This is a genomic window from Streptomyces sp. cg35 (assembly GCF_050410835.1).
GTDB lineage: Bacteria > Actinomycetota > Actinomycetes > Streptomycetales > Streptomycetaceae > Streptomyces.
Map to the genome: position 1 here is coordinate 6,708,987 of NZ_CP191268.1, position 22,031 is coordinate 6,731,017.

Annotated in this window: 21 protein-coding genes; 13 read left to right on the forward strand and 8 right to left on the reverse strand. The window is 70.5% G+C overall.

From position 1 onward, the window contains the following. The first annotated feature begins 144 nt into the window (after positions 1 to 144). From ACQUQD_RS30605 to aroQ, 4 genes are all read left to right on the forward strand, one after another. Positions 145 to 1,134, forward strand: a complete 990-nt coding sequence (locus ACQUQD_RS30605; protein WP_428955385.1) for a TerC family protein — start codon at positions 145 to 147, stop codon at positions 1,132 to 1,134. Positions 1,135 to 1,265: 131 nt separating this feature from the next. Continuing rightward, the gene (locus tag ACQUQD_RS30610) at positions 1,266 to 1,574 is read left to right on the forward strand and encodes a hypothetical protein (RefSeq protein WP_428955386.1); all 309 of its coding nucleotides are present in this window, start codon (positions 1,266 to 1,268) and stop codon (positions 1,572 to 1,574) included. A 70-nt stretch (positions 1,575 to 1,644) separates the two neighbouring features. Then, positions 1,645 to 2,745: a calcium:proton antiporter gene (locus ACQUQD_RS30615; protein WP_428955387.1), complete on the forward strand. Its 1,101-nt coding sequence runs from the start codon at positions 1,645 to 1,647 to the stop codon at positions 2,743 to 2,745. A 128-nt stretch (positions 2,746 to 2,873) separates the two neighbouring features. Continuing rightward, entirely contained in the window at positions 2,874 to 3,347 is a 474-nt protein-coding gene (gene aroQ, locus ACQUQD_RS30620; protein ID WP_428955388.1) for a type II 3-dehydroquinate dehydratase, read from the forward strand. Positions 3,348 to 3,355: 8 nt separating this feature from the next. Here aroQ and ACQUQD_RS30625 read toward each other — a convergent pair whose 3' ends face one another. From ACQUQD_RS30625 to ACQUQD_RS30645, 5 genes are all read right to left on the reverse strand, one after another. After that, positions 3,356 to 4,105: an amino acid ABC transporter ATP-binding protein gene (locus ACQUQD_RS30625; protein ID WP_428955389.1), complete on the reverse strand. Its 750-nt coding sequence runs from the start codon at positions 4,103 to 4,105 to the stop codon at positions 3,356 to 3,358. Continuing rightward, positions 4,102 to 4,983: an amino acid ABC transporter permease gene (locus ACQUQD_RS30630; RefSeq protein ID WP_428955390.1), complete on the reverse strand. Its 882-nt coding sequence runs from the start codon at positions 4,981 to 4,983 to the stop codon at positions 4,102 to 4,104. Before ACQUQD_RS30630 ends, ACQUQD_RS30625 begins: the two co-directional genes overlap by 4 nt. Next, positions 4,980 to 5,852: an ABC transporter substrate-binding protein gene (locus ACQUQD_RS30635; protein ID WP_428955391.1), complete on the reverse strand. Its 873-nt coding sequence runs from the start codon at positions 5,850 to 5,852 to the stop codon at positions 4,980 to 4,982. Before ACQUQD_RS30635 ends, ACQUQD_RS30630 begins: the two co-directional genes overlap by 4 nt. Before the next feature lie 132 nt (positions 5,853 to 5,984). Next, positions 5,985 to 6,641, reverse strand: a complete 657-nt coding sequence (locus tag ACQUQD_RS30640; RefSeq protein ID WP_428955392.1) for an MBL fold metallo-hydrolase — start codon at positions 6,639 to 6,641, stop codon at positions 5,985 to 5,987. A gap of 9 nt (positions 6,642 to 6,650) precedes the next feature. Further along, the gene (locus tag ACQUQD_RS30645) at positions 6,651 to 7,376 is read right to left on the reverse strand and encodes a maleylpyruvate isomerase family mycothiol-dependent enzyme (protein ID WP_428955393.1); all 726 of its coding nucleotides are present in this window, start codon (positions 7,374 to 7,376) and stop codon (positions 6,651 to 6,653) included. Positions 7,377 to 7,653: 277 nt separating this feature from the next. Between ACQUQD_RS30645 and uvrA the strand changes: the two genes are divergently transcribed. Beyond that, a complete protein-coding gene (uvrA, locus tag ACQUQD_RS30650; RefSeq protein WP_428955394.1) occupies positions 7,654 to 10,749 on the forward strand; it encodes an excinuclease ABC subunit UvrA in 3,096 nt (1,031 codons plus the stop codon). Positions 10,750 to 10,864: 115 nt separating this feature from the next. Here the strand turns inward: uvrA and ACQUQD_RS30655 are convergent, their stop codons facing one another. Further along, entirely contained in the window at positions 10,865 to 11,449 is a 585-nt protein-coding gene (locus ACQUQD_RS30655; RefSeq protein ID WP_428955395.1) for a YceI family protein, read from the reverse strand. A 101-nt stretch (positions 11,450 to 11,550) separates the two neighbouring features. Here ACQUQD_RS30655 and ACQUQD_RS30660 point away from each other — a divergent pair, with 101 nt between their 5' ends. Continuing rightward, positions 11,551 to 12,408, forward strand: a complete 858-nt coding sequence (locus ACQUQD_RS30660; RefSeq protein ID WP_428955396.1) for a helix-turn-helix domain-containing protein — start codon at positions 11,551 to 11,553, stop codon at positions 12,406 to 12,408. 65 nt (positions 12,409 to 12,473) lie between these two features. Here the strand turns inward: ACQUQD_RS30660 and ACQUQD_RS30665 are convergent, their stop codons facing one another. Beyond that, positions 12,474 to 13,415 (reverse strand): carbohydrate kinase family protein, encoded by a 942-nt coding sequence (locus ACQUQD_RS30665; RefSeq protein ID WP_428955397.1) that lies wholly within the window; start codon positions 13,413 to 13,415, stop codon positions 12,474 to 12,476. 296 nt (positions 13,416 to 13,711) lie between these two features. Here ACQUQD_RS30665 and ACQUQD_RS30670 point away from each other — a divergent pair, with 296 nt between their 5' ends. Next, positions 13,712 to 14,143, forward strand: a complete 432-nt coding sequence (locus ACQUQD_RS30670) for a Rieske (2Fe-2S) protein (RefSeq protein ID WP_428955398.1) — start codon at positions 13,712 to 13,714, stop codon at positions 14,141 to 14,143. A gap of 18 nt (positions 14,144 to 14,161) precedes the next feature. Here the strand turns inward: ACQUQD_RS30670 and ACQUQD_RS30675 are convergent, their stop codons facing one another. Continuing rightward, complete coding sequence (locus ACQUQD_RS30675) at positions 14,162 to 15,112, reverse strand: hypothetical protein (protein WP_428957702.1); 951 nt, start codon at positions 15,110 to 15,112, stop codon at positions 14,162 to 14,164. Positions 15,113 to 15,367: 255 nt separating this feature from the next. On the opposite strand from ACQUQD_RS30675, the gene ACQUQD_RS30680 reads away from it, so the two are divergent. From ACQUQD_RS30680 to whiA, 6 genes are all read left to right on the forward strand, one after another. Next, on the forward strand, positions 15,368 to 15,982 hold the full coding sequence (locus ACQUQD_RS30680) for a papain-like cysteine protease family protein (RefSeq protein ID WP_428955399.1): 615 nt from the start codon (positions 15,368 to 15,370) through the stop codon (positions 15,980 to 15,982). A gap of 5 nt (positions 15,983 to 15,987) precedes the next feature. Continuing rightward, complete coding sequence (locus tag ACQUQD_RS30685) at positions 15,988 to 16,767, forward strand: hypothetical protein (RefSeq protein ID WP_428957703.1); 780 nt, start codon at positions 15,988 to 15,990, stop codon at positions 16,765 to 16,767. Positions 16,768 to 16,848: 81 nt separating this feature from the next. Next, positions 16,849 to 18,924: an excinuclease ABC subunit UvrC gene (gene uvrC, locus ACQUQD_RS30690; protein WP_428955400.1), complete on the forward strand. Its 2,076-nt coding sequence runs from the start codon at positions 16,849 to 16,851 to the stop codon at positions 18,922 to 18,924. Next, a complete protein-coding gene (rapZ, locus tag ACQUQD_RS30695) occupies positions 18,921 to 19,910 on the forward strand; it encodes an RNase adapter RapZ (RefSeq protein WP_428955401.1) in 990 nt (329 codons plus the stop codon). Before uvrC ends, rapZ begins: the two co-directional genes overlap by 4 nt. Next, the gene (locus ACQUQD_RS30700) at positions 19,907 to 20,944 is read left to right on the forward strand and encodes a gluconeogenesis factor YvcK family protein (protein WP_428955402.1); all 1,038 of its coding nucleotides are present in this window, start codon (positions 19,907 to 19,909) and stop codon (positions 20,942 to 20,944) included. The genes rapZ and ACQUQD_RS30700 overlap by 4 nt, the downstream gene beginning before the upstream one ends. Continuing rightward, positions 20,935 to 21,948, forward strand: a complete 1,014-nt coding sequence (gene whiA / locus ACQUQD_RS30705; protein ID WP_428955403.1) for a DNA-binding protein WhiA — start codon at positions 20,935 to 20,937, stop codon at positions 21,946 to 21,948. Before ACQUQD_RS30700 ends, whiA begins: the two co-directional genes overlap by 10 nt. The last annotated feature ends 83 nt before the right edge of the window (positions 21,949 to 22,031 follow it).

Consider the following 22,031-nt stretch of genomic DNA (forward strand, 5'->3'; position numbering starts at 1 on the left):
ACGCGGCGTTCCCGTCAGTACGGACGACCCGGCCCGATGGCCGTCGATCCCGGGGCGTCGGCCCGAGGCGCATCAGCTGCCCGGGTGGAAGAGACCTCCGGCAGCGACGACGCTGATCAGTAGCCGTACGACGCCGGAGGCGCAGTGGACGTATCGATGACCCTGTGGGTGCTGACCATTCTTGGTCTGTGTGCCCTGATCGCGGTCGACTTCTTCATCGGGCGCAAGCCCCACGACGTATCCATCAAGGAAGCCGGGATCTGGACCGTCGTCTGGATCGCGCTCGCCGTGCTCTTCGGCATCGGCGTGACGATCTGGGGCAGCAGCCAGGCCGGCGGCGAGTTCTTCGCGGGCTTCATCACGGAGAAGTCGCTCAGCGTCGACAACCTCTTCGTCTTCATCCTGATCATGGCGAAGTTCTCGGTGCCCACCCACCTCCAGCAGCGCGTGCTGCTGTTCGGCGTGCTCATCGCCCTCGTACTGCGGGCGATCTTCATCGCGGCGGGCGCGGCGGTCATCGCCAACTTCTCGTGGGTCTTCTACATCTTCGGCGCGTTCCTGATCTACACCGCCTGGAAGCTCATCCAGGAGGCGATGTCGGACGACGACGAGGAGGAGTGGGACGAGAACCGCCTCCTGAAGTCCATCGAGAAGAAGTTCGGCGTCGCCGACCGGTACCACGGCACGAAGCTCTTCATCCGGGAGCACGGCAAGAAGATCATGACGCCGCTGCTCGTCGTCATGCTCGCCATCGGCATGACCGATGTGCTGTTCGCGATGGACTCGATCCCCGCGATCTTCGGCCTGACCCAGGACCCGTACATCGTCTTCACGGCCAACGCGTTCGCCCTGATGGGCCTGCGCCAGCTGTACTTCCTCATCGGTGGCCTGCTCAAGAAGCTGGTCCACCTCAGCTACGGCCTGTCGGTGATCCTCGGATTCATCGGCGTGAAGCTGGTCCTGCACGCGCTGCACGAGTCCGGTGTGCACGTGCCGGAGATCTCGATCCCGGTCTCGCTCGCCGTCATCTGCGGCGTCCTGATCATCACGACGATCACCAGCCTCATCGCCTCGAAGAAGCAGGCGGAGCGCGAAGCGGCCGAAGCGGCTCAGAAGGACAGCATCGAGGCCTGACGGCGTCGGACGTAGGAATTACCAGCACCGGGTGGTTCCCGCGGCTCATTGCCGCGGGAACCACCCGGTGCTTGCTTGTGCCGTGTAGGTGTCCCGGCCCGGGGCACGACGGCACGACGGGGGAGGACCCCATGAGCGAGAAGTTCGCCCAGATCATCGACTTCGAGACCCGGCGCATCGACGAGCTGCGCGAGCTGCTCGACCGGTTCGAGCAGCAGATGTCGGGCACGAGCGGCGGCCCCACGCACCGCATCATGCTCCAGGACCGCGAACAGTCCGGCCGCTATCTCGCGATCGTCGAGTTCGAGTCCTACGACGACGCGATGCGCAGCAACGCACGACCCGAGGTCGCCCGGTTCAACGAGCAGCTGACGGCGCTGTGCACGCGCCCGCCGGCCTTCACCAACTGCGACGTCAAGGACGTGCGCGAGCTGAAGTGAGGTCCGCTGAACGGGTACCGGCCTCTCGCCGAAGTCGCGCCCCCGCCCCACCCCGGGCACCATCGAAGGCATGATCACCAGACTCCGGGAACTGGCCACACGGTGGACCGTCGCCGTCCCGGTACTGGCGGTCGTGCTGCTCGCGGTCACGTGGGGGCGCGACCTGCCGGGCGTGCTGGTCGCCGTCGTCTCCGTCGTGCTCGCGGGGTCCGTCCTCGCGGCGGTGCACCACGCGGAGGTCGTCGCCCACCGGGTCGGCGAACCGTTCGGCTCGCTCGTGCTCGCCGTCGCCGTCACGATCATCGAGGTGGCGCTCATCGTCACCCTGATGGCCGACGGCGGCGCCAAGAGCTCCACGCTCGCCCGCGACACGGTGTTCGCCGCCGTCATGATCACCTGCAACGGCATCGTCGGCCTCAGCCTGCTCGCGGGCTCGCTGCGCCACCGCGTGGCGATCTTCCAGTCCGAGGGAACCGGCGGAGCCCTGGCCACCGTGGCCACGCTCGCGACCCTCTGCCTGGTCCTGCCGACCTTCACGACCAGCAAGCTCGGCCCGGAGTTCTCCACCTCCCAACTGGTCTTCTCGGCCGTCGCCGCGGTCGTCCTGTACGGACTCTTCGTCGCGACCCAGACCGTGCGCCACCGCGACTACTTCCTGCCGATCACCAAGCACGGCGAGGTCATCGACGCCGACGACCACGCGGACGTGCCGACCACGCGCACCGCCCTGATGAGCCTCGGCATGCTCGCTCTCGCGCTGATCGCCGTCGTCGGACTCGCCAAGGGCGTCTCGAAGACGATCGAGCACGGCGTGGAAGCCGCGGGCATGCCGCAGGCCGTCGTCGGCGTGATCATCGCGTTGCTGGTGCTGCTGCCGGAGACCATCGCGGCGCTGCGGGCGGCCCGCCGCGACCGCGTGCAGACCAGCCTCAACCTCGCGCTCGGCTCCGCGATGGCCAGCATCGGACTGACGGTGCCGGCCGTCGCCATCGCCTCGTTCTGGCTGACGGGACCGCTCGTCCTCGGGCTCGGCGCCACCCACATGGTGCTGCTCGCACTCACCATGGTGGTCAGCACCCTGACCGTCGTCCCCGGCCGTGCCACGCCACTACAAGGTGGCGTGCATCTGGTGATCCTCGCCGCATATGTAGAACTCGCCGTCACTCCGTGAGGCGGACCGCCGGCACGTCCCCGTATGCGTGAGGGTGCTGATCCCGGAAGCCAAGAGGCAGGTCCCGGCCGCTCGAAGCCTCCGTGATAGACCCTCAAGGAGCATCCGCCCGACGTACGGAGACCCTTGTGCCGCACACCCTCGCCACCGCGCCGATCATGGTCCTGAACGGCCCGAACCTGAATCTCCTCGGCAAGCGCCAGCCGGAGATCTACGGTCGCGACACCCTCGCCGACGTCGAGGCCCTCTGCGTCAAGGCGGCCGCCGCCCACGGCGCCACGGTGGACTTCCGGCAGTCCAACCACGAGGGCGAGCTGGTCGACTGGATCCACGAGGCACGCGAGAACCACGTCGGCATCGTCATCAACCCTGCCGCCTACTCGCACACCTCGGTCGCGATCCTGGACGCGCTCAACACCTGTGACGGCCTGCCCGTGGTGGAGGTCCACATCTCCAACATCCACCAGCGCGAGGAGTTCCGGCACCACTCCTACGTGTCCCTGCGCGCCGACGGCGTGATCGCCGGATGCGGCGTGCAGGGCTACGCGTTCGGCGTGGAGCGGGTGGCGGCCCTGGCCGCACCGGGCACCGCACAGGCGTAGAACACCACCTAGAGGCGGCCGGCGTCCACGATCCGCCGCAGGAACTGTCGCGTACGTTCCTGCCGCGGATCCCCGAACACGGCTTCCGGGGCGCCGCGTTCCAGCACCACCCCGCCCTCCAGGAAGCACACCTGGTCGGCCACCTCACGGGCGAAGCTCATCTCATGAGTGGCCAGCACCATGGTCATGCCCTCGTCCTTCAAGTCGCGTACGACGTCGAGGACCTCACCCACGAGCTCCGGGTCGAGAGCCGCCGTGATCTCGTCGAGGAGCAGCAGCCGGGGACGCACGGCGAGGGCCCGGACGATCGCCGCGCGCTGCTGCTGGCCGCCGCTGAGCCGGTCCGGGTACTCCTGGGCCTTCGCCCCGAGCCCGAGGCGCTCCAGCAGCCCCCTGGCCCGCTCCTCGGCCTCCTGCCGCGCGAGGCCGTGCACCCGGCGCGGCGCGAGCGTGACGTTCTCCAGGACCGTCATGTGCGGGAACAGGTTGTAGGCCTGGAAGACCACGCCGATCCGCCGCCGCACGGCGTCCGCGTCCGCACGCGGATCGGTGATCTCCTCGCCGTCCAGCCAGATCGCCCCGTCGTCGATCTCCTCCAGGAGGTTGGCGCAGCGCAGCAGCGTCGACTTGCCCGAACCCGACGCACCGATCAGCGCGGTCACGGTGTGCGGCGCGACCTCCAGGTCGACATCGCGCAGTACGACCGAGTCGCCGAACGTCTTGCGCACGGACTCCATCCGCAGCACGGGCTCGGTCATACGGGACCTCCTTGTGCCCGGCGCCGGTCCATACGGGCCGTCACCCAGTCGGTGAAGCGGGTCATGGGGATGGTGAGAGCGACGAAGACCAGGCCCGCGACCACATAGGGCGTGTAGTTGAAGTCCTTGCCGGCGATGATCTGCGCCGCGTACACGGCATCCACCGCACCGCCGATGGACACGAGACCGGTGTCCTTCTGGAGCGACACCAGATCGTTCAGCAAGGGCGGCACCACACGGCGTACCGCTTGAGGCAGCACTACATAGCGCAGCGTCTGGCGGTTGTTGAGCCCGAGGGAACGCGCGGCGGCCCGTTGCGAGGGGTGGACCGATTCGATTCCCGCGCGGAACACCTCGGCGACGTAGGCCGAATAGGTCAGGACCAGCGCGGCGCCGCCCAGGATCACCGGGTCGGTGGTCACACCCTGGAGACGCAGGGCGGGAACCCCGAAGATGACCATCAACAGGCAGATGATGAGGGGCAACCCACGGAAGAAGTCCGTGTAGGCCGTCGCCAGAGCGCGCACCGGGAAGAACACGGGCCCGCGCAGCGTGCGCGCGAGGGCGAGCAGCAGCCCGAGGACGAGCACGCACGCACCGCACACCAACAGCAGGCGCACGTTCAGCCACAGGCCTTCCAGGACCTGCGGCAGCGCCACGCGCGCGTAGTGCGCACTGAAGAAGGTCTCCTTCGTGCGCGCCCAGCCCGGGGAGTTGACGATGACGGCGAACAGGACGGCGCCGGTCACCAGAGTGCTGAGCGCCGCCAGGGCGGTCGCCCGGCGCGCACGGGTCCGCTTGTAGCGCTCGCGCGCCAGACGCCGCTCGGAGGGTATGTACGCGTCCTCGGGGACGGACACCTGCTTCACGACGGTCACTTGAGCACCGGCGCGTCGACGGCGTCCGACAGCCACTTCTTCTCCAAGGAGGCGAGGGTGCCGTCCTTGCGGAGGGCGTCCACGGCACCCGTCACGCACGACGTCAGCTCGCTCTCCTTGTCGAGAACGAGGCCGAACTGCTCCGGAGAGCCGGCCGAGTTCTCGAACTGCCCCACGACCTCGGCGTCGGTCACCTCGGCGCCCGTGATGTAGAAGGCGGTCGGCAGGTCGACGACGATGGCGTCCACCTGGCCGTTCTTGAGGGCGGACTTGGCGAAGTCGTTCTTCTGGTAGACGGCGGGCTTCTGGGACGGCTTCACGAGGTCGTTGACGAAGTCCAGGCTGGTGGTGCCCACTTGGGCGCCCAGCTTCACGTCCTTCAGGTCGGCGACGGTCCTCGCCTTCGCGGCCTTCGACGACTTCAGGGCGACGACGGCCTGCCGCACGTCGTAGTAGCCCGACGAGAACGCCACGGCTTTCTTGCGGGCGTCACTGATCGACACCTGATTGATGTCGAAGTCGAACTTCTTCGCACCCGGCGCGAAGGAACTGTTGAACGGCACGGTCTGCCATGTCACCTGGCCCTTGTCGTAGCCGAGCCGCTTCGCCACGGCGTACGCGACCGCCGACTCGAAGCCCTTGCCGTTGGACGGGTCGTCGTCCTGGAACCAGGGAGCGTAGGCGGGCTTGTCGGTGCCCACGGTGAGCTTCCCGGACGCCACCGTGGAGAGCTTGCCGGGGGAGCAGGAGGCGGCCGTGGCGGGCTTGCCCGCGGCCTTCTCGTCGGGCTCGGGGGCGCAGGCCGCGACGGCGACGAGAACGACGGCGGAGCAGACGGCAAGGCGCGTGGCGCGGTGGGCGAGAGGCATGGCGGGAGACTGACAGCGCACAACCCCGTATGTCGAGGTCAGCTCGACAACTGTCCGCATACTGGGAGCGGGCGTTGCATTCTTGTGAACAGTCGTCCGCAGAGCCGGTTTTGGCCTACAAGCGCCTACATGTCACCAGCCCCGCGCGCGCCACTCCTGAAGGTGCGGCCGCTCGGCCCCCAGGGTCGTGTCGTTCCCGTGCCCCGGGTAGACCCAGGTCTCGTCCGGGAGCCGCGCGAAGATCTTCGTCTCCACGTCGTCGATGAGACTCGCGAAGGCCTCGGGGTCCTTCCACGTGTTGCCGACGCCGCCCGGGAAGAGGCAGTCCCCGGTGAAGACGTGCGGGTGCCCGTGCGGGTCGTCGTAGACCAGGGCGATGGAGCCCGGCGTGTGGCCGACCAGGTGGCGGGCCGTGAGCGAGATCCGGCCGAACTCGATGGTGTCCCCGTCGGCGACGGCGACGGCCGTCGGCACCGGAATGCCCTCGGCGTCCTCGCGCCCCGCGTACGTGCGCGCGCCAGTGGCTTCCACGACCTCCGCGAGGGCCTGCCAGTGGTCGCCGTGCCGGTGCGTGGTGACGACGGCCGCGATGCCGTCGTCACCGATGAGGCGGAGCAGCGTCGCCGGCTCGTTCGCCGCGTCGATCAGGAGCTGCTGGTCGGTCGCGCGGCACCGCAGCAGATAGGCGTTGTTGTCCATGGGCCCGACCGCGACCTTGGAGATCATCAGGTCCTGCAGCTCGTGCACGTCCGCCGGGCCGCCGACCTTCACCGTTCCGCTGTACGTCATGGGCTCAGCCTATAGCGGGGGCAACGTGGGCAGGGAGCCCCGGTCGACGGAGAGGGCGGCGCCGTCCCTGCGCCCCGACAGCCACCCCAGCAGGTCCGCCTGGCGGCCCCGGACGACGATCCCGAGCGGCGGGACCGCGCCGTCCTCGATCTCCTCCAAGGAGAGGGCCTGTACGGCGCCCGTCGAGATCATGCGGCCGTCGTCCTGCTTGATCAGCAGCGGCGGCAGCCCCGAGTGATCGCGGAAACGCTTCGCGAGGAAGTTGATCTCCCGCTGGGTGAACTCCGGCGAAAGGTCCTCCAGCTCGTAGCCGATGCCGAGGTCCACATGGTGCAGCTCGACCTCGATCCAGCGCCGGAACGGCACATTGGAGGCGGTGTCCTTGACGCCGTTGCGCAGCTCCACGGTGCGTGACCAGTCCGCGTCCTCGGCCCCCACGCCCCGGAAGCGCTCCGCGCTCTCCCGGAGATCGTCGACCTGGGCGCGCAGCTCCCGCGGGGCGTCCCGCTCGATGTCGGCGTCGCGCGCCTGGGCGCTCACGTACATGGGCCGGCCGGCCAGCACGTTGACGAGCGCGTCCGCGTTCCGGGCGAGATGGGCGAGCACATGACCACGGCTCCAGCCCGGAAGCCGTGACGACTCGGCCACGGCGGCGTTGTCCAGGGAGTCGACCGCAGTGAGCAGCCGGTCGGTCGCTTCGCGTACAGACACCAGGTCGCGCACATGATCGCTCATGGCGCCGACGATATCCCTGCCACACGTTCGGGTGAAGGTGGCCGACCTGGCGCGGAAATCGAATGTACGTGCTATAAGGTCGACCGCGGCATCGGGCATTCTTGGTGGTCCGGGTTTGTTATCAACCAGGGAAACCAACCGGCGCTGTCAGTGGCTCCCCCTAGTCTTCGAAACGACAGTCTTCTCGGGACTTCTCCAGGTCGTCCTCGAGAGTCAGACCTCGCGAGACGGGGGCCCCGCCCCTGTCACCCCTCTCTCCAGAAAGGTGCGGACCGGCGTGGCCGACCGTCTCATCGTCCGTGGCGCGCGCGAGCACAATCTCCGGAATGTCTCGCTCGACCTCCCGCGCGACTCCCTCATCGTCTTCACCGGTCTGTCCGGCTCCGGCAAGTCCTCGCTCGCGTTCGACACGATCTTCGCCGAGGGGCAGCGGCGCTACGTCGAGTCGCTGTCCTCGTACGCCCGCCAGTTCCTCGGCCAGATGGACAAGCCGGACGTCGACTTCATCGAAGGCCTCTCGCCGGCCGTCTCGATCGACCAGAAGTCGACCTCGCGCAACCCGCGCTCCACGGTCGGCACCATCACCGAGGTCTACGACTATCTGCGTCTGCTCTTCGCGCGCATCGGCAAGCCGCACTGCCCCGAGTGCGGCCGCCCCATCGCGCGCCAGTCGCCGCAGGCCATCGTCGACAAGGTCCTGGAGCTGCCCGAGGGCAGCCGCTTCCAGGTGCTGTCGCCGCTGGTGCGCGAGCGCAAGGGCGAGTTCGTCGACCTCTTCAGCGACCTGCAGACCAAGGGCTACTCCCGCGCGCGCGTGGACGGCGCGACGATCCAGCTGTCCGAGCCGCCCACCCTGAAGAAGCAGGAGAAGCACACCATCGAGGTGGTCGTCGACCGCCTCACCGTGAAGGACTCCGCCAAGCGCCGTCTGACGGACTCCGTGGAGACCGCGCTCGGCCTGTCCGGCGGCATGGTCGTGCTCGACTTCGTCGACCTCCCCGAGGACGACCCCGAGCGCGAGCGCATGTACTCGGAGCACCTGTACTGCCCGCACGACGACCTGTCCTTCGAAGAGCTGGAGCCGCGCTCCTTCTCCTTCAACTCGCCCTTCGGCGCCTGCCCCGACTGCACGGGTATCGGCACGCGCATGGAGGTCGACCCCGAGCTGATCGTCCCCGACGAGGACAAGTCGCTCGACGAGGGAGCCATCCACCCGTGGTCGCACGGCCACACCAAGGACTACTTCGGCCGCCTCATCGGAGCGCTCGCCGACGCCCTCGGATTCCGTACGGACATCCCGTTCGCCGGGCTGCCGCAGCGCGCCAAGAAGGCGCTCATCTACGGCCACAAGACGCAGATCGAGGTCCGCTACCGCAACCGGTACGGCCGGGAGCGCGTGTACACAACCCCCTTCGAGGGCGCCGTGCCGTTCGTGAAGCGCCGCCACAGCGAGGCCGAGTCGGACGCGAGCCGCGAGCGCTTCGAGGGCTACATGCGCGAGGTGCCCTGCCCCACCTGTGAGGGCACCCGCCTCAAGCCGATCGTCCTCGCCGTCACGGTCATGGAGAAGTCGATCGCCGAGGTCTCGGCGATGTCCATCAGCGACTGCGCCGACTTCCTGAGCAAGCTCACGCTGAACGCGCGCGACAAGAAGATCGCCGAGCGCGTCCTGAAGGAGGTCAACGAGCGGCTCCGCTTCCTCGTCGACGTGGGCCTCGACTACCTGTCGCTGAACCGGGCGGCGGGCACGCTCTCCGGTGGCGAGGCCCAGCGCATCCGGCTCGCCACCCAGATCGGCTCCGGACTCGTCGGCGTCCTGTACGTCCTCGACGAGCCGTCCATCGGTCTCCACCAGCGCGACAACCACCGCCTCATCGAGACGCTCGTCCGCCTGCGCGACATGGGCAACACGCTCATCGTGGTCGAGCACGACGAGGACACCATCAAGGTCGCCGACTGGGTCGTCGACATCGGCCCCGGCGCGGGCGAGCACGGCGGCAAGGTCGTGCACAGCGGTCCGTTGAAGGAGCTCCTGAGCAACGCCGAGTCGATGACCGGCAAGTACCTGTCGGGCAAGAAGGCCATCCCGGTGCCGGACATCCGCCGCCCCGTGGACCCCGCGCGCCGCCTCACCGTGCACGGCGCCAAGGAGAACAACCTGCGGGACATCGACGTCTCCTTCCCGCTCGGTGTCCTCACGGCCGTCACCGGTGTCTCCGGCTCCGGAAAGTCCACGCTGGTCAACGACATCCTGTACACGCACCTGGCGCGGGAGCTGAACGGGGCGCGGTCCGTCCCCGGCCGGCACACGCGCGTGGACGGCGACGACCTCGTCGACAAGGTCGTCCACGTCGACCAGTCGCCCATCGGCCGCACGCCGCGGTCGAACCCGGCGACGTACACCGGAGTCTTCGACCACGTCCGCAAGCTGTTCGCCGAGACCACCGAGGCGAAGGTCCGCGGCTATCTGCCCGGTCGCTTCTCCTTCAACGTCAAGGGCGGCCGCTGCGAGAACTGCTCCGGTGACGGCACCATCAAGATCGAGATGAACTTCCTGCCGGACGTGTACGTCCCGTGCGAGGTCTGCCACGGTGCGCGCTACAACCGGGAGACCCTGGAGGTCCACTACAAGGGCAAGTCCATCGCCGAGGTGCTGGACATGCCGATCGAGGAGGCCCTCGACTTCTTCGAGGCCGTTCCCGCGATCGCCCGCCACCTCAGGACGCTGAACGACGTGGGCCTCGGCTACGTCCGCCTCGGCCAGTCCGCGCCGACCCTCTCCGGCGGCGAGGCCCAGCGCGTGAAGCTCGCCAGCGAGCTGCAGAAGCGCTCCACGGGGCGCACGGTCTACGTGCTCGACGAGCCGACCACCGGTCTGCACTTCGAGGACATCAGCAAGCTGATCACGGTGCTCTCCGGCCTTGTCGACAAGGGCAACTCGGTGATCGTCATCGAGCACAACCTCGACGTGATCAAGACCGCGGACTGGGTCGTCGACATGGGCCCCGAGGGCGGCAGCGGCGGCGGCCTCGTCGTCGCCGATGGCACCCCGGAGCAGGTCGCGTCCGAACCGGCCAGCCACACCGGCAAGTTCCTGCGCGACATCCTCGGCGCCGACCGGGTCAGCGACGCGAGTGTGCCCGCTGCCCGGACCCGCAAGAGCGCGGCGAAGAAGACCGTGGCGGCCACCAAGGCCCCGGCCAAGAAGACGGCCACGGCGAAGACGGCCGCCAAGTCGACCGGAAGCAAGGCGACTTCGGCCGCGAAGAAGGCGACGCCCGCCAAGCCGACGGCCAAGACCGGCAAGACGGCCAAGACCGCGGCGACGAAGCCCGCCGCCAAGAAGACGACCACCCGGGCCCGCAAGGCCTGACGGAAGCGGAGCGGCCCGACCCCGGCCGCTCCGCCGGCCGGATCCAGTTGGTCACGCTCCGTAAAAACTCAGGCGCCCCGCGGGAACTCCCCGCGGGGCGCCGTCCGTTCCATGGTCAGCCGGCCTGGTCCTGCGGTTCACGAGGCTCCACGAACTGCATGTCCAGTTGAAGCTTGACAACATCACCGAGCAGACCGCCGCCGAAATCGAGCCCGAAATCGCTGCGCCGGATCTCCCCCGTCGCCTCGAACCCGGCATGCCGGCTCCCGTCCACCGGCACATCGACGACCCCGCCGAACTCCACGTCGAGCGTCACCGGACGAGTCACGTCCCCAATGGTCAACTCGCCCGCCATGGACCAGTCCTCGTCCGCGCCGCTCACCTCCGTCGAGCGGAAGGTCATCGTCGGACGCCGCTCCACGTCCAGCAGGTCCGCCGAGCGGGTGTGAGCGTCACGATCGGCATTGCCCGTGTCGATCGAGGCGAGCGCGATCGTGGCCGACACCCGCACATCGGCCAAGGTCTCGCCCACCCACAGGTCCGCCTCCACCTCGGCGAAGCGGCCGCGCACCTTCGCGATGCCCAGGTGCCGGATCGTGAAGTTCACCGCGGAGTGCAGCGGATCCAGCGTCCAGGCGCCGGGCGCGAGCGGCAGAGGGGCGGTCGAAGTCGTCGTGGCCACAGTGTTGTTGTCCGTCATGCGCCCAGCCTGTGCCCCCGGCAGCAGCGGAGGGAGACCGAGCCAAGACTGGTAGTGACAGGGCCACGATCCACCACGCGACCCATTGATACGTTCAGGGAGTGGGTGACAACGAGTTGGGAACGTTCCTGCGCACCTGCCGGGAAGCGGTCACGCCTGCCGAGGTGGGCCTGCCCGCCGGGTCGCGCCGCCGCACCCCCGGTCTGCGCCGCTCAGAGCTGGCCACGCTCGCCGACATCAGCGCCGAGTACCTCACCCGGCTCGAACAGGGCCGCGACCGCAACCCCTCGCCCTCGGTCCTCGGCGCACTGGCCGACGCGCTGCGGCTCGACACGGACGAGCGGCTGCTGCTGCGCCGCCTCGCCAAGGCGGGCGGGGACGACGCCGTGTTCTGCTCGGGCGCCACGGCCCCCTCGCACACCGTCCGGCCCACGGTCCGCGCACTCCTCGACCGCCTGGAACCCACCCCGGCGGTCCTGGTCAACTGGGTCGGCGACATCCTTGCCCACACCGCCGGGTACGCCCGGTTCGCGGCCCCCCTCGGCATCCTGGACGGCGATCAGCCGAACGTCGTGCGGTACCTGTTCACCGACGAGCGGGCCCGCGCCGTCTATCCCGACTGGGACCGGGTCGCCGACGACCAGATGGCCCGGTTCCGTCAGGGGGCGCCACTCGCCGACCCCCACGTCACGGCGCTCGTCGACGAGTTGACGGTCACCGCCGGCGCTCCCTTCGCCGACCGGATGGCCGCCGCCCCCACCCTGCCCCGACGCGCCGGACACGACCTCGTGGCCCACCCCGAGGTCGGCCCGCTGCGGCTGTCGTACGAGGCGCTGGCCCTGCCGGACGCCGACGCCCAGACGATCCTGGTGCACCTCCCCGCCGACGACTCCACCGCGGTCGCCCTGGACCGCCTCAACGGCCGGACCCCGGGAGCGCTTCGCGCGGTCAACGGGTGAGCCGACCCGGACGCACGGGGCGCCGCCCGCACGTGCCGGGTGGCGTACCTGCGAGGGAGGGGTGCCTACAGGGGGTCGACCTCGGAGGCGTACGGAGGCTCCGCGCCCGCCCGTGAGCAGGTGACCGCCGCCGCGCGTGCCGCGAACCGCAACAGCCGTGCCCAGTCGTCGCCGCTCAGGTCCGCGACCGACGCGGGGGACAGGGCGTCCTGCAGACAGAGGCCGTGCAGCAGCGCCGCGTTGACCGTGTCACCGGCGCCGATCGTGTCCACGACGTCGACCCGCTCGCCCGGCACGGAGTGCTCGCCGCCGCCCTGGGTGAAGACGGTGAGCCCGTCTCCGCCACGGGTGACCACCACGGCCGCGGGGCCGGCGGCGAGCCATTCCCGGGGCGTGCCGCCGAGCCACTGCGCGTCCTCCTCGGAGAGCTTGAGGACGGTGGTGGACGGCAGCCAGCTCTTGAAGCGCGCCCGGTAGGCGTCCGCGTCGGGGATCAGACCGGCCCGGATGTTCGGATCGAGCGCGGTGAACACGCCCTGGGCGGCGGCCGACCGCATCAGCTCCTCGTAGGCCGTCGCCCCCGGCTCCAGCACCAGCGAGCAGGTCCCGAACGACACCGCGCGCGTGCCCTGCGCAAGCGCGTCCGGCACCGCGAAGAGCCGGTCGGCGGTGCCTTCCACGTAGAAGGAGTAGCCGGCCGAGCCGTCCTCACCGATGGACGCGACGGCCAGCGTCGTCGGCTCATCGCCGCGCTGCACCGGGGACACGTCCACGCCGGCCGTCCGCAGCCCGCCGAGCAGCGCCTCGCCGAACGCGTCCCGGGAGACGCGCGAGCAGAAGGCCACCGGGGAGCCGAGCCGGCCCAGCGCAACCGCCGTGTTGTACGGCCCGCCGCCGAGCCGGGGCGCGAGAGGGCGCAGCGCGGCGGGGCCCGGGGCCGCACCGTCGCCGGTGTCCGCGGCCTGCGGGACGAGGTCGATCAGGGCCTCTCCGGCGACGACGATCACGATGGTTCCTCTCGGACGGGGCGTGCGGTGCGGGTGTTCAGGGCGGCTGCCGAAGGCAGGCTAGAGCTTCCCGGCCCGCGAGTCGCCACGCGTCCCCGATACGGGCACGGCTGCCGCTGATTCGGGCACGCCACGGGTGGGACCGGGCAGCGTGCCCGGAGGCGCGGGGGCCCCACGAGGTGCCCGATTCCTCGCCGGTATCGTCTGATCTGTCACCCCTGCTCACCCCCTTGCTCCCCCCCTGTAACCCCTGTCCCGCTCCTGTTCACCGGAACAGCGCCCCTCGTGGAGTCCCGATGCCCGGCACGCCCCCCTCCCGCATCTCCCGCCGCACCGCTCTGCGCGGCGCCGCCGTCGCGGGGACGGCCGGCCTCGGCCTGACCGCCTGTTCCACCGGATCCGGCGGCGGCGCGGCCGCGGCGCCCACCGCGCCGGTCGACCTGGGCCGGGCCGACGAGGTGCCCGAGGGCGGGGCGAAGCTCTACAAGGACGAGCACGTCGTGGTCAGCCGCACCGAGGACGGCCGGTACAAGGCGTTCAGCACGATCTGCACCCACGCGGGCTGCCCGATCGGGATGCTGAAGGGGACGGAGCTGACGTGCAACTGCCACGGCAGCAAGTTCGACGCCACGACCGGCAAGGTGCTGCACGAGCCGGCGACCGTACCGCTGAAGGAGCTGTCGGTGAAGGTCGAGGGCGGCAAGATCGTCGCGGGCCCGCAGCAGTAGCCGCGGGCCGGGAGCGGCTCACTCCCAGTCCCAGCCGATCCCCAGGCGCCCCGCCCGCACCTGTGACTCCACCACGTGCACCGACCGATGGCGGCCGCTCAGCGTCAGCTCCTGACGGCCGCCGCGCGGTGCCGCGGCCGACTGCTGGGCGAAGCGGTGGCAGCGCACGGGCAGCGCGTCGTCGGTGAATTGGACCTGGAGCGCGTACTGCCCGCCGGCGAAGCTGAAGCCGCGGACGTACTCGGTCGAGACGCCGGCCGTGCCGTCCTCGAAGCCGTAGCGGAACAGATGGGTGTCACCGGCCCGCAGCCGCGCGTCGAAGAGCAGCTCCGCCACCAGGACCCCCGTCCGGCCGTCCCACCGCACCCGCCCCGTACGGCAGTTCTCCATGGCCTGCACCACCACGTCGCCCGGCGAACACCCCGGATCACCGTGGTGAATGGCCAGATAGCGGTCCACTCCGTCCCGGTGGGCCCGCACTATGTGCTGGGACTCCCTGCCGAGCATCTCTCTGCCGCCGCCGATCCGGACCCGCTCATGGTGCCCGACGGTGTGCAGCCCGCCGTCCAGCGGCGACTCCAGTTCCGCGAGCAGCCCTTCGAGGACCCCGGACGCCTCGACGAGCGAGCGGTACGAGCGGGCCGCGGGGCGCTGCGGCGCGTCGGCGTTCCCGGTCGGGCCGAGCAGCCGGATCAGTGACTCCTCGGGCAGGTCGAGGATCTCCTCCAGGGCGCGCACGGCCCGCATCGACTCGGGACGCTGCGGGCGCCGCGCACCCTGCTGCCAGTAACTCAGGCTCGTCACGCCGACCTTGATGCCCTGGCGCGACAGATGGTGCTGGACCCGGTGCAGCGGCAGCCGCCGGGCGGCGATCGCGGCCCGCAGCGCGAGGTGGAACGGGCCGGCGCGCAGGGCCGCCTCCAGGGTCGGGGTCGGTGCCGCTTCCTTGTGCCGTTCGCCGAGCCGCATCAGGGCCTCCCGCATCTCCGCGCTCCGCCTGGGCCCGCCGCTGTGAACATCCACAGCGGCGGGCCCGGGCATCGGCGCCGGTCGGAGCGGGGCGGCTGGTCGGCGTACGTAAGTCGTTCACATCCGTACGACCTCATTCACCGCCCCAAGTCACCCGGCATTGAAGCGTGTTGACCTGCACTCGACAAGGTTCAATGCTCGTCATTGCGTCCGGACGCGCTCCTCCACCCCTCACCCCGCTTCGGGAGGACCGCGATGCGCACCACGAAGACCCGCCCACGAACAGGCGCCACGCGCCGCAGACGGCTCCGCGCCGCCGCCCTAGCGGCCACCGCGGCGGTCGCCGTCACCCTGCCGATGACCACCGCATACGCCGACACCTCGGCCCTCGCGGCCAAGCGCCTGAACATCACCATGCAGGCGCAGCAGAAGACGAACTGGTGCTGGGCCGCGAGCGGCAACACCATCGCGACCTGGTTCGGCCGGAAGTACTCGCAGAACCAGTTCTGCAACGCCGCCTTCGGACGCGCCCAGGGCGGCGACTGCCCCAACTACCAGGCCACGCTGGGCAATGTGCAGAACGGCCTGTCCTGGGCGGGCATCAACCCCGGCTCATACGTGACCGGATGGCTGCGTTACTCGACGGTACAGGCCGAGATCGACGCGAACCGGCCAGTCGAGACCCGCATCCAATGGTCCAGCGGCGGCGGCCACATGCACGTCCTCTACGGATACGACGACACGAACAGCTGGGTCTACTGGGGCGACCCCTGGCCCTCGGACGACCGGTACAACTGGGCCTCCCACGACTGGTACATCAGCAACAGCTCCTTCTCCTGGACCCACTCGCTGTACCGGATCGGGGCGTGAGCGCGATGGGACGACGGATCATGGCCCCCGTCCTCGCCGGCACCGGCGCGGTCCTCCTGCTCGGCCTCGCGGCCCCGCACGCGAGCGCGGCGCCCACCCCCGTCGACGCCCACGCGCGCGAGGCGGCCCACGAAGCGGCGACGTCGCCACAGACGCTGAACACCCTCTCCCGCTTCTTCGCACGCGATGGCGCGGTCACCGCGTCGGCCGCCGCGCCCCGCATAGAAGGGACCGACGCCGTGCCGGTCTCCTACTTGTCGCGCGATTTCGTTGCCGGCAAGAAGGGCGCGGACATCGCCGAGCTGCAATTCCTCGCCTCCAAAGCGGTGTCCTCCGATGGTCAGAAGGCCTCGGTGTGGACCGTCGAGCGGCGGGGTTCCTGGAAGGTGGTCAATATCGCCTCCGGGGACGACGAGATCCGGTACGCGACGCTCGGGCAGCGAAAGATGCCGGGCGGCACCGTCTTCCGCGAGCCGCAGATCGACGCCTGGTACGTCGCCGGGCACGCGCGCGTGGTGCCGCTCGACGCGGACGCGGCGCGGGCCGTCGGCCGCGACGGGGTCCCGCTCGCCGCCTACCGGGCGCGGGTCGCCCGGGCCTACAGCGACAAGCTGCCGGGCTCCGTCTACGCCGAGAAGGGCGCGGCCGGTGGCTACGGTCCGCCGTCCGCCGGGACGCGAGGCCCCGTCACCGTCGCCTCGACCGTGGCGGGCGCCGGGGCCGCGGTGGCCCTGGGGCTGAGCGGGCTCGCCGTGTACCGGGCGCGATCACGCCGACCGGACTGATCGCCGCGCGGCCGCAAGGTGCCCGGCCCCACCGGCGCCGGGCACCCCGAACTGTCACACCCCGCCAGTAGGGTGTCTGACATGGCCGACCCCTCCAGCTACCGCCCCAAGCCGGGACAGATTCCCGACTCCCCAGGGGTGTACAGGTTCCGCGACGAGCACCGCCGGGTGATCTACGTCGGAAAGGCGAAGAGCCTGCGCCAGCGCCTGGCGAACTATTTCCAGGACCTGGCGAACCTGCACCCCCGCACCCGCACCATGGTCACCACGGCCGCCTCCGTGGAGTGGACGGTGGTGGCCACGGAGGTCGAGGCGCTGCAGCTGGAGTACTCCTGGATCAAGGAGTACGACCCCCGGTTCAACGTCAAGTACCGCGACGACAAGAGCTACCCGTACCTCGCGGTCACGATGAACGAGCAGTTCCCGCGCGTCCAGGTGATGCGCGGTCAGAAGAAGAAGGGCGTGCGCTACTTCGGGCCGTACGGGCACGCCTGGGCGATCCGCGACACCGTGGACCTCCTGCTGCGCGTCTTCCCGGTCCGCACCTGCTCCGCGGGCGTGTTCAAGAACGCGACACGCACCGGCCGCCCCTGCCTCCTCGGCTACATCGGCAAGTGCGCGGCCCCCTGTGTGAGCCGCGTCACCCCCGAGGAGCACCGTGAACTGGCCGAGGACTTCTGCGACTTCATGACGGGCCGCACCGGCACGTACATCCGCCGCCTGGAGAAGGACATGGCGGCGGCCGCCGAGGAGATGGAGTACGAGCGCGCGGCCCGCCTTCGGGACGACATCGAGGCCCTGAAGAAGGCCATGGAGAAGAGCGCCGTCGTCCTCGCCGACGCCACCGACGCCGACCTCATCGCCCTCGCGGAGGACGAGCTGGAGGCCGCCGTCCAGATCTTCCACGTCCGGGGCGGGCGCGTCCGCGGCCAGCGCGGCTGGGTCACCGACAAGGTCGAGGCGGTCACCAGCGGCGACCTGGTGGAGCACGCGCTGCAGCAGCTCTACGGGGAGGAGAGCGGCGACGCCGTCCCCAAGGAAGTCCTCGTCCCGGCGCTGCCCGACCCCCTGGAGCCCGTCCAGGCCTGGCTCACCGAGCGCCGCGGGTCGGCCGTGTCGCTGCGCATCCCGCAGCGGGGCGACAAGAAGGCGCTCATGGAGACGGTGCACAGGAACGCGCTCCAGGCGCTCGCCCTGCACAAGACGAAGCGCGCCTCCGACCTCACCACGCGCTCCCGCGCCCTGGAGGAGATCGCCGAGGCCCTCGACCTGGACGGCGCTCCGCTGCGGATCGAGTGCTACGACATCTCGCACCTCCAGGGCGACGACGTCGTCGCCTCCATGGTGGTCTTCGAGGACGGCCTCGCCCGTAAGAGCGAATACCGCCGCTTCCAGATCAAGGGCTTCGAGGGCCAGGACGACGTCCGCTCCATGCACGAGGTGATCACCCGCCGCTTCAAGCGCTACCTCGCCGCGCAGGAGAAATCGGGGGAGTGGAGCGACGCCGAGCCGACGGAGGACGACGGCCCGATCGAGTCCGGCCTCACCGAGGACGACGGTCGCCCCAAGAAGTTCGCCTACCCGCCGCAGCTCGTCGTGGTCGACGGCGGACAGCCGCAGGTCGCGGCCGCCAAGCGGGCCCTCGACGAGCTGGGCATCGACGACATCGCGGTGTGCGGCCTCGCCAAGCGCCTCGAAGAGGTCTGGGTGCCCGACGAGGACGACCCGGTCGTCCTGCCCCGCACCAGTGAGGGTCTCTACCTCCTCCAGCGCGTCCGCGACGAGGCCCACCGCTTCGCGATCACCTACCAGCGCACCAAGCGGGCCAAGCGCTTCAGGGCGGGCCCCCTGGACGACGTACCGGGCCTCGGCGACGCGCGCAAACAGGCGCTCATCAAGCACTTCGGTTCGGTGAAGCGGCTCCGGTCCGCCACAATCGACCAGATCTGCGAGGTTCCCGGCATAGGCCGCAAGACCGCCGAGACGATCGTGGTGGCCTTCGCGCAGGCGGCACCGGCGGCGCCCGCGGTGAACACGGCCACCGGAGAGATCATGGAAGACGAAGAGGACACCACGGAGCACGCGACGGACGCGCGCTCCGACGAGGAGCCCGTCAGCACGGGAGCCTCGGAGGAACGACGGGGGCAGGAGCCATGAGCGAGCAGGACCACGAAAGCAGTGACACCCGCGGCACGGCGGACAGCCCCGCACAACCGGAGCACGGAGCACAAGTGAGTACCGGCACAGGCGCGACCAGCGACACCCCCGGCGTCCCGGACGCCGCCATCCCCGAACTGGTGATCATCTCCGGCATGTCCGGCGCGGGCCGCTCCACCGCCGCGAAGTGCCTGGAGGACCTCGGCTGGTTCGTCGTCGACAACCTGCCGCCCGCCCTGATCCCCACCATGGTGGAGCTCGGCGCCCGCTCGCAGGGCAACGTCGCGCGGATCGCGGTCGTCGTCGACGTACGCGGACGGCGCTTCTTCGACAACCTCCGGGAGTCCCTCGCGGACCTGGAGTCCAAGCACGTCACACGGCGCATCGTCTTCCTGGAGTCCTCCGACGATGCCCTGGTGCGCCGCTTCGAGTCGGTGCGCCGCCCGCACCCCCTGCAGGGCGACGGCCGGATCGTCGACGGCATCGACGCCGAGCGCGAGCTGCTGCGCGAGCTGCGCGGCGACGCCGACCTGGTCATCGACACCTCCAGCCTGAACGTGCACGAGCTGCGCGCCAAGATGGACGCCCAGTTCGCCGGCGAGGAGGAGCCGGAGCTGCGGGCCACCGTCATGTCGTTCGGCTTCAAGTACGGCCTGCCCGTCGACGCCGATCTCGTGGTCGACATGCGCTTCCTGCCGAACCCGCACTGGGTCCCGGAGCTGCGCCCCTTCACCGGCCTCAACGAAGAGGTGTCGAACTACGTCTTCGCGCAGCCCGGCGCCAAGGAGTTCCTCGACCGCTACACCGAGCTGCTCCAGCTGATCGCGGCCGGCTACCGCCGCGAGGGCAAGCGCTACGTGACCATCGCCGTCGGCTGTACCGGCGGCAAGCACCGCTCCGTCGCCACGTCGGAGAAGCTCGCGGCCCGGCTCGCCGCACAGGGCGTGGAGACCGTGGTCGTCCACCGGGACATGGGCCGGGAATGACGGGGCGCACGCTCCGGCTCACCAGCCGGCTGCGCAGCCGCAGCGCGCCGTCGAGCCGTCGCAGGGGGACGACCCCCAAGGTCGTCGCGCTCGGTGGCGGCATGGGCCTGTCGGCGTCGCTGGCCGCGCTGCGCCGCATCACCGGTGACCTCACCGCCGTCGTCACCGTCGCCGACGACGGCGGCTCCAGCGGCCGGCTCCGCGACGAGCTGGGCGTCCTGCCGCCCGGTGACCTGCGCAAGGCCCTCGCCGCGCTGTGCGGCGACGACGACTGGGGCCAGACCTGGTCCCGCGTGATCCAGCACCGCTTCCAGTCGCCGGGCGAGATGAACGGGCACGCGGTCGGCAACCTGCTGATCGTCGCCCTGTGGGAGCAGCTCGGCGACCACGTCCAGGCCCTGGACCTGGTCGGCAAGCTCCTCGGCGCGCACGGGCGCGTGCTGCCTATGTCCGCGGTCCCGCTGGAGCTGCAGGCCCTGGTCAAGGGCCACGACCCGGCCCGGCCGGACGACGTGGACACCGTGCGCGGGCAGGCCACCGTCGCCCTCACGCCGGGCGAGGTCCAGTCCGTGCACCTGGTGCCGCACGACCCGCCGGCCGTCCCCGAGGCCGTCGCCGCGGTGCTCGACGCGGACTGGGTGGTGCTCGGCCCCGGCTCCTGGTTCTCGTCCGTGATCCCGCATCTGCTCGTACCGGAACTGCTGGACGCGCTCGTCGAGACGAAGGCCCGTCGGGTCCTCTCGCTCAACCTCGCTCCGCAACCCGGAGAAACCGATGGGTTCTCACCGCAGCGTCATTTGGAGGTTTTGGGACGACACGCCCCTAAACTCGCCCTGGACGTGGTGCTGGCCGACGAGGCCGCCGTGCCCGACCGCGACGAGCTCGTCGACTCCGCCAAGGAGCGTTTCGGGGCCGCGGTCGAGCTGGCGCCGGTGGCCAGGCCCGACGGGACTCCGAGGCACGATCCGGAGCTGTTGGCCGCCGCGTACGACCGTATTTTTCGGATGCATGGAAGGATCGGCCCATGGCGATGACGGCAGCGGTGAAGGACGAGATCTCCCGGCTTCCCGTCACCCGGACGTGCTGCAGAAAGGCCGAGGTCTCGGCGATTCTGCGGTTCGCGGGCGGCCTTCACCTGGTGAGCGGCCGCATCGTGATCGAGGCGGAGCTGGACACCGCGATGGCCGCACGGCGGCTCAAGCGGGACATTCTCGAGATCTTCGGGCACGGCTCGGAGCTGATCGTGATGGCGCCCGGCGGGCTGCGCCGCGGCTCGCGTTTTGTCGTACGCGTCGTCGCGGGCGGCGACCAGCTGGCCCGCCAGACGGGGCTCGTGGACGGCCGTGGCCGCCCGATCCGGGGGCTTCCGCCGCAGGTGGTCTCGGGGGCCACCTGCGACGCCGAGGCGGCCTGGCGCGGGGCGTTCCTGGCGCACGGCTCGCTGACCGAGCCGGGGCGCTCCAGCTCGCTGGAGGTGACCTGCCCCGGGCCCGAGGCCGCGCTCGCGCTCGTCGGCGCCGCCCGCCGCCTCTCGATCGCCGCGAAGGCGCGCGAGGTGCGTGGCGTGGACCGCGTCGTGGTCCGTGACGGGGACGCGATCGGCGCCCTGCTCACCCGGATGGGTGCACACGAGTCGGTGCTCGCCTGGGAGGAGCGGCGGATGCGCCGCGAGGTCCGCGCCACCGCGAACCGCCTGGCCAACTTCGACGACGCGAACCTGCGCCGCTCGGCCCGCGCGGCCGTCGCCGCCGGGGCCCGTGTGCAGCGCGCTCTGGAGATCCTCGCCGACGAGGTGCCCGAGCACCTCGCGGCCGCCGGGCGGCTGCGCATGGAGCACAAGCAGGCCTCCCTGGAGGAGCTGGGTGCGCTCGCCGACCCGCCGCTGACCAAGGACGCCGTCGCGGGCCGCATCAGGCGCCTGCTCGCCATGGCGGACAAGCGGGCCCAGGACCTCGGCATCCCGGGCACGGAGTCGAACCTCACGGAGGACCTGGCCGAGGAGATGGCCGAGGAGATGGCGGACAACCTGGCGGGCTGATCCGCCGAAAGCCTCTTACGGCTCCCTGCGTTCTCCTTATGTCAACAAGCCGGTGGCGGCGCCCAGGAGGGGCGTCATCACCG

Excerpts from the sequence above, each read along its gene's own strand:
- ACQUQD_RS30675 (WP_428957702.1), bottom strand. The coding sequence starts at position 15,112 with ATGCGGCTCGGCGAACGGCACAAGGAAGCGGCACCGACCCCGACCCTG.
- whiA (WP_428955403.1), top strand. The coding sequence starts at position 20,935 with ATGGCGATGACGGCAGCGGTGAAGGACGAGATCTCCCGGCTTCCCGTC.
- ACQUQD_RS30655 (WP_428955395.1), bottom strand. The coding sequence starts at position 11,449 with ATGACGGACAACAACACTGTGGCCACGACGACTTCGACCGCCCCTCTG.
- ACQUQD_RS30680 (WP_428955399.1), top strand. The coding sequence starts at position 15,368 with ATGCGCACCACGAAGACCCGCCCACGAACAGGCGCCACGCGCCGCAGA.
- ACQUQD_RS30685 (WP_428957703.1), top strand. The coding sequence starts at position 15,988 with ATGGGACGACGGATCATGGCCCCCGTCCTCGCCGGCACCGGCGCGGTC.
- ACQUQD_RS30700 (WP_428955402.1), top strand. The coding sequence starts at position 19,907 with ATGACGGGGCGCACGCTCCGGCTCACCAGCCGGCTGCGCAGCCGCAGC.
- ACQUQD_RS30610 (WP_428955386.1), top strand. The coding sequence starts at position 1,266 with ATGAGCGAGAAGTTCGCCCAGATCATCGACTTCGAGACCCGGCGCATC.
- ACQUQD_RS30640 (WP_428955392.1), bottom strand. The coding sequence starts at position 6,641 with ATGACGTACAGCGGAACGGTGAAGGTCGGCGGCCCGGCGGACGTGCAC.
- ACQUQD_RS30625 (WP_428955389.1), bottom strand. The coding sequence starts at position 4,105 with ATGACCGAGCCCGTGCTGCGGATGGAGTCCGTGCGCAAGACGTTCGGC.
- rapZ (WP_428955401.1), top strand. The coding sequence starts at position 18,921 with ATGAGCGAGCAGGACCACGAAAGCAGTGACACCCGCGGCACGGCGGAC.
- uvrC (WP_428955400.1), top strand. The coding sequence starts at position 16,849 with ATGGCCGACCCCTCCAGCTACCGCCCCAAGCCGGGACAGATTCCCGAC.
- ACQUQD_RS30635 (WP_428955391.1), bottom strand. The coding sequence starts at position 5,852 with ATGCCTCTCGCCCACCGCGCCACGCGCCTTGCCGTCTGCTCCGCCGTC.
- ACQUQD_RS30645 (WP_428955393.1), bottom strand. The coding sequence starts at position 7,376 with ATGAGCGATCATGTGCGCGACCTGGTGTCTGTACGCGAAGCGACCGAC.
- ACQUQD_RS30615 (WP_428955387.1), top strand. The coding sequence starts at position 1,645 with ATGATCACCAGACTCCGGGAACTGGCCACACGGTGGACCGTCGCCGTC.
- ACQUQD_RS30670 (WP_428955398.1), top strand. The coding sequence starts at position 13,712 with ATGCCCGGCACGCCCCCCTCCCGCATCTCCCGCCGCACCGCTCTGCGC.